The 5,187-nt window shown below is 48.0% G+C and carries 4 protein-coding genes and 1 pseudogene; 2 read left to right on the top strand and 3 right to left on the bottom strand.

The features are described 5' to 3' along the window. Nucleotides 1–579 (top strand): PepSY-associated TM helix domain-containing protein (locus Q0277_RS05330; RefSeq protein ID WP_297996248.1); only part of this gene is annotated, 579 nt, incomplete at its 5' end. Nucleotides 580–965: 386 nt separating this feature from the next. On the opposite strand, the gene Q0277_RS05325 is transcribed toward Q0277_RS05330, so the two are convergent. Further along, a complete protein-coding gene (locus tag Q0277_RS05325; RefSeq protein WP_297996246.1) occupies nucleotides 966–1,484 on the bottom strand; it encodes a hypothetical protein in 519 nt (172 codons plus the stop codon). Nucleotides 1,485–1,787: 303 nt separating this feature from the next. Here Q0277_RS05325 and Q0277_RS05320 point away from each other — a divergent pair, with 303 nt between their 5' ends. Next, entirely contained in the window at nucleotides 1,788–2,531 is a 744-nt protein-coding gene (locus tag Q0277_RS05320) for a hypothetical protein (RefSeq protein WP_297996244.1), read from the top strand. Between the two features lie 214 nt (nucleotides 2,532–2,745). On the opposite strand, the gene Q0277_RS05315 is transcribed toward Q0277_RS05320, so the two are convergent. Together Q0277_RS05315 and Q0277_RS05310 are read right to left on the bottom strand one after the other, a co-directional pair. Then, nucleotides 2,746–3,450, bottom strand: coding sequence for a DUF6882 domain-containing protein (locus tag Q0277_RS05315; protein ID WP_297996243.1), 705 nt, complete (start codon nucleotides 3,448–3,450; stop codon nucleotides 2,746–2,748). 605 nt (nucleotides 3,451–4,055) lie between these two features. Further along, nucleotides 4,056–5,187: pseudogene (locus Q0277_RS05310) on the bottom strand (elongation factor 4); the annotation flags it as partial.

Here is a 5,187-nt window from a genome sequence, read left to right as displayed (position 1 = left end):
GTTCGCGGCTACGCGCTGCTTTATCAGATCCACGGATGCACGGGCATCTATGCGGCTGTAATACTTTTTGCTATAAGCGCGAGCGGGCTATATTTTTCTTATGACTGGCTAGCAAGATTAACGAATAAAATTTTGGGCGAGGAGCAAATTTATAAAGCTGAAAAATTTGAACCTAGCCAAAAGTCTGGGTTTAAGGATACAAGCAAACTGCAAGAGATCGATGCTGTGTTTGAAATTTTTACCCGAAAGCATGGCGAAAATTTTAAATTTTTTAACATAATGCTTAATCCAAAAGACGGAGTATATAGCGCGATATACGGAATTGCGAGCGACGAGAGCGATGAATTTAATAGGATCGCGATCAATGCTACGAGTGGCGAAATTTTAAGGGACGTTAAATTTGCCGATATGAAAGCGCAAATGCCGCGTTTTATGACGATACGCATGGCAGTTTTAGATATTCATTCGGGCGAAATTTTCGGGCAGATCGGCAAGCTTATATTTTGCCTATCTTCGCTTTCATTTTTGTTTTTAGCCGCGAGCGGTTTTTGGATGAGCTTAAAAAGGTTTATAAGATAGATTACGCAAAACACGCAGTACTCTACATAAAGACTTTGCAAAAAAGGCTGCGCTCATAGCCTATAAACAAGTGCTTTGTACCGCAGAATTTCAAATTTATAGCATTTAAGATTTCGTTATAACGCGGAATTTTACTTCGAGGAAGCAGAATTTGTCTCAACAAGACTACCATCTGCAATTTCAATTGATTTCTTAATTTCTACGAAACTACGCTTTAATTTACCGCTCAAGCTCGCAGCGATTTTTTAAAATTCCGCGTTTTAGAAACCCGCAAGACGCCGAAAACTATTTATGATGGTTTAGATCATGCGAACCGCCATATACGCCAGCCAGTTGTGCTTTAAAATTTTACTGCAGTTTAGTTTGCGATGTAAGCCCTTGAGCCACTAAAAACCCTTTATGATCTCCATTAAATGCTTGACAAGAGCCGTAATTGCGGCATTTTCATAGCTATCGTCTGTATTTTGCAACGCTATGGTTTTCATATTGCCGAAAAATCCCGGATCGTAATGCTCGATGTCATTTTGCACGTAGCTTCTTAAAATTTGGCCGTTTCTTACTAGTTTAACCTCATAAATAAACTCTATGCCACCGATTCTATCGCTAGGAAACGGAGTAGCTTCACCCGTAAAGCCCCTGTGGTGCTTTATTGTAATTTTAAGCTCATCGGTAGAGTTTTGATCCAGCAGGTTCGCTTCTTTTAGCGCCGCTAAAAGCTGCTCGTTGTACTTTTTCTCGACCGCTTCCGGCGATTGATAGACAAATTTTTTCGGATTATGGTTTTGGAAGTGTTGGTAGGTAATGCCCTTGAATTTATACGCACTTGCGATCGGCACTTTCGGTTGAGACTGTCCACAACCTGCGAAAAACAACGCCGCAAGAAGCAAAGCAAAAAATTTTTTCATTTTCTATCCTTTAAAATTTCATGAAATTATATAAAAACGGGGTTTAGCACGGGCTAAATTTACGATCTTTCGGTGCCACTATGCGTTGAAATTTTTATAAATTTGAGAGAAAGCGTAAATTTTAAGCGTAGCTAGGCGGCTAAATTTCAAATCCTTTAAATTTGAAACTCTTTAAATCTCAAAACCTCTTCAAATTTGAAATTTAATCCGAATTTGATCTGAAATTTTATAAAATTCCGCTGTTTTAAACGGGCTTTAAAAGCGCGCGCAAGCTATTTCGCAAGCCCGAAAGAAAGGGAGCTTTTGCCTACTTTTACTACCAAAGACTACAAAGCCGCCCTTCGCAGCCGCGGCTCACGAACCACGAGCACAGGCGGATTTAGCGTCAAAAACGACAATTCCTTCATCGTGATCTTCGTCATTGCGATGATGGTCTTTATATTTTTTTACGGCGTGTCGGCCCGGCTTGATTTAGATAAATTTTTTTTAGGCAACGGACGCGGTCGCGGCGGAGGCGGGATTTTGGGGCTTTTGATCGCGGGCGTAGCTTGGTATCAGGGGCGCGACGGCGGCGGGCTGTTTAAATTTAGCGACCACGCGATCACCTTCGTCTCGGGTGCGGGCAAGAGCGAAATCCTGCTCTTTAATATCGACTACGTTAGGCTCACGCCGGGCTTTTTGCGCACCTGCACGAACTACACGGCGCTTAGCCACTCCCGCTACGTAAAATACGAGAAGTTTCTGAACTTTGCGTATGCGTCTATAATCGTGCTGTGGCTAGTCGGTATCGCCATGAGCGAGCGCGTGGGGATGGCGTTCGTGATAATGGTCGTGGGCGTCGCGATCTTTTTCTTCGCCAAGGCGCTCTCGTCATGGCGGCTAAACGGCGACTTTCACGACATCTTGCTGCGCGACACCGTGCTGATCCGCGGCAAGGATCTAAACGACCGCGTGCTGTGGTTTGCGATCACGCCCGGCCGCAACGACCGCCGCAGACTGCGCGCTTATTTCAAAGAGCATCTTGACTTCGACATCGACGGCGGCTGATTTTGATTTAAAATTTAAAGGCTCAGACGCAGACCCTGTAGCGGAATTTTACGGCGTAAAAATTTAAGACAAAATTTCACGCGACGGAGTTTCGCAGTCTAAATTTTACCGAGCAAAATTCTAAGGATGAAAATGTTAAGATATAAAATTTACGAAGAAGAATTTCACGGCGTAAATTTCAAAGCCTCGAATGCATGCCGCAATATTTGCGGCTCTATACGGCGAACTTCACCTCGCTTAGCCGCCCCAAATTATCAAACGAAAAGAGTGCGTCATTTTTAAAATTTGCTACGATCTTGTCCGCCGCTTCGCTAAATTTCGTACCGTTTCTAAGTAAAAGCGCCTTAATAAAAACGGCGTGATTTAACTGAAATGTGCCTATATAATCGCGCGCTAAAGAGATGAGCCCCCTTGCGTCCATGCTGAGCTTGATCGTGCCATCGGAGCTCACGCACTCGCCCGCCGCGAACGCCACAAACACCGCTCCGCCTGCGTGCGGACAGCGGTAGTAACATACCGGTTCCTGCGATAATCCGCACGCGATCGCGCTTAGAGCGTGGCCGTTTATCTCCGCGCTTAGTGCGAGCTTAGGCGTGCTAAGCTCCTCTAGCCCGTGCCGCAAGCCGAAGTCGCGCACATCTCGCGCAAGGGTGAGCAGCCGCTCACCTAGGCGGTTTATATTTTCGTATCCCCACAGCCACGTGCGGCTGGCGTTTGCTTCGCTGCCGATATACCAGATGGCGCGCGGCGCATCATCGCCGAAACTGATCTCGCCGCGCTTTAGATCCACAGACCAGCGCCTGCTCTTTACGATCAGCTTCGAGCCCGCCTCTTGCACCCTTGCGCCGCAACCTAAACACGCCGAAAACAGATCAATAAAGCTGCTCCTATCCACGCCCAAGCGGTCTAAAAATTTCATTTTTACTCCTTTGATCTCGCGCCGATAAATTTAGCGCTTTTGTGGAATTTATCGGCGCGCCCTATTATGCGCCGCACTTGGCTATGGAATTCTACAAAAATAATTATCTGCCGCCTACGCTATGACGATTTCATGCGGCGCGCAGTAAAATTTAATCAAATTTTATAAAGTCGCAGCGGATAAAATTTCATATCAGAACGCCGCATGGATAAAATTTTGTAGCCGAGCTGCGGGCGCGACCGCAATAATCGGCTGGCGGACATAAAATTTAAACCGCTCACGGGATGTTAAATTTGAAAGATGAAATTTTAGCCTAACGGCAAGCAGCAGAATTCTACGACCGAGCAGTGAACGCTAGAGCTTAAAGCGGTGCAAAACCGGCGCGCAACAGCGAATGTATCAGCTTGAGCACGAGCGATAGAGTTTAAACGCCGTGCAGTCATAAAATTTAAATCGCCTCTTAAGATCGTGAAATTTAAAGACGAAATTTTATGCCTAACGACGAGCCGCTAAATTTAAACCGCCCGAGCGATCGTTAAATTTGAAAGGCGAAATTTTACCGCTGCATGTTAAAAGATGAAATTTAGATCGCCCACGCGCTAAATTTAATCGATCTTCAGCACGCTCAAAAACGCCTCGCTCGGCAAATTTACTCTGCCGATCGCTTTCATACGCTTCTTGCCCTCTTTTTGTTTCTCGAGCAGCTTGCGCTTGCGCGTGATGTCGCCGCCGTAGCACTTGGCGGTCACGTTTTTGCCCATGGCGCGGACGTTTTCGCGAGCGATGATCTTGTTGCCGATGCTTGCTTGGATCGCGACTTCAAAAAGCTGCCGCGGCACGATCTCCTTCATCGCTTTGACGAGGTCGCGCCCCTTGGATTCGGCCTTTGAGGCGGGCACGATGATCGAGAGCGCATCGACCGCTTCGCCAGCGACGCGGATGTCGAGCTTTACGAGATCGCCGCGCCTATAATCGATCGGCTCATAATCAAAGCTCGCATATCCCTTGGTGCAGGACTTGAGCTTGTCGTAAAAGTCCATTATGATCTCGTTTGTCGGCACGTCGTATTCGAGTAGGACGCGCTCCGGCGTGATGTAGTCCATCTTGGTTTGGATGCCGCGGCGCAAATTTAAAAGGCTGATGAGATTTCCCAAAAACTCGCTCGGGTCGGTGTCGTCGGCGGTGCGGTTCAGCTCGGTGCGCCGCGGCTCCACCTCGACGATGCGCGCCAGCGTGCCGCGCCCAGATCGGAAGCGCTCGATGAAATTTGGCGCCGGAAGCTCGCTGGGGCTGTGTATCCGCACGCACGAACCGTCCGTGAGATACACGGCGTATGTGACGGTCGGCGCCGTGGCGATGAGATCGAGATCAAACTCGCGCTCGAGCCGCTCCTTCACGACCTCCATATGCAGTAGCCCCAAAAACCCGACGCGAAAGCCAAATCCTAGCGCTAGCGATGTCTCGGGCTCGTAGCTAAGCGAACTGTCGTTTAAGCTGAGCTTGTCCAAAGCGTCGCGCAGATCTTCAAATTTATCGGTCTGCACGGGATAGATGCCCGCAAACACGAAGGGCTTGGCCTTCTCAAAGCCGCCCACGGGAGCGGCGGCGCGATTTTTAAAAAGCGTGATCGTATCGCCCACCTGCACGTCGGCGACGTTTTTTAGCCCCATTACTACGATACCCACTTCGCCGCTGCTAAGCTCGCGGGTTTTTGTAGGCGCGAGCGGGTTGGGATAC

This window comes from uncultured Campylobacter sp. (assembly GCF_938030815.1).
In the GTDB taxonomy this organism is placed as follows: Bacteria; Campylobacterota; Campylobacteria; order Campylobacterales; family Campylobacteraceae; genus Campylobacter_B.
Note: the sequence above shows the minus strand (reverse complement) of the source record. Positions and strands in the feature narration are given on the sequence as shown.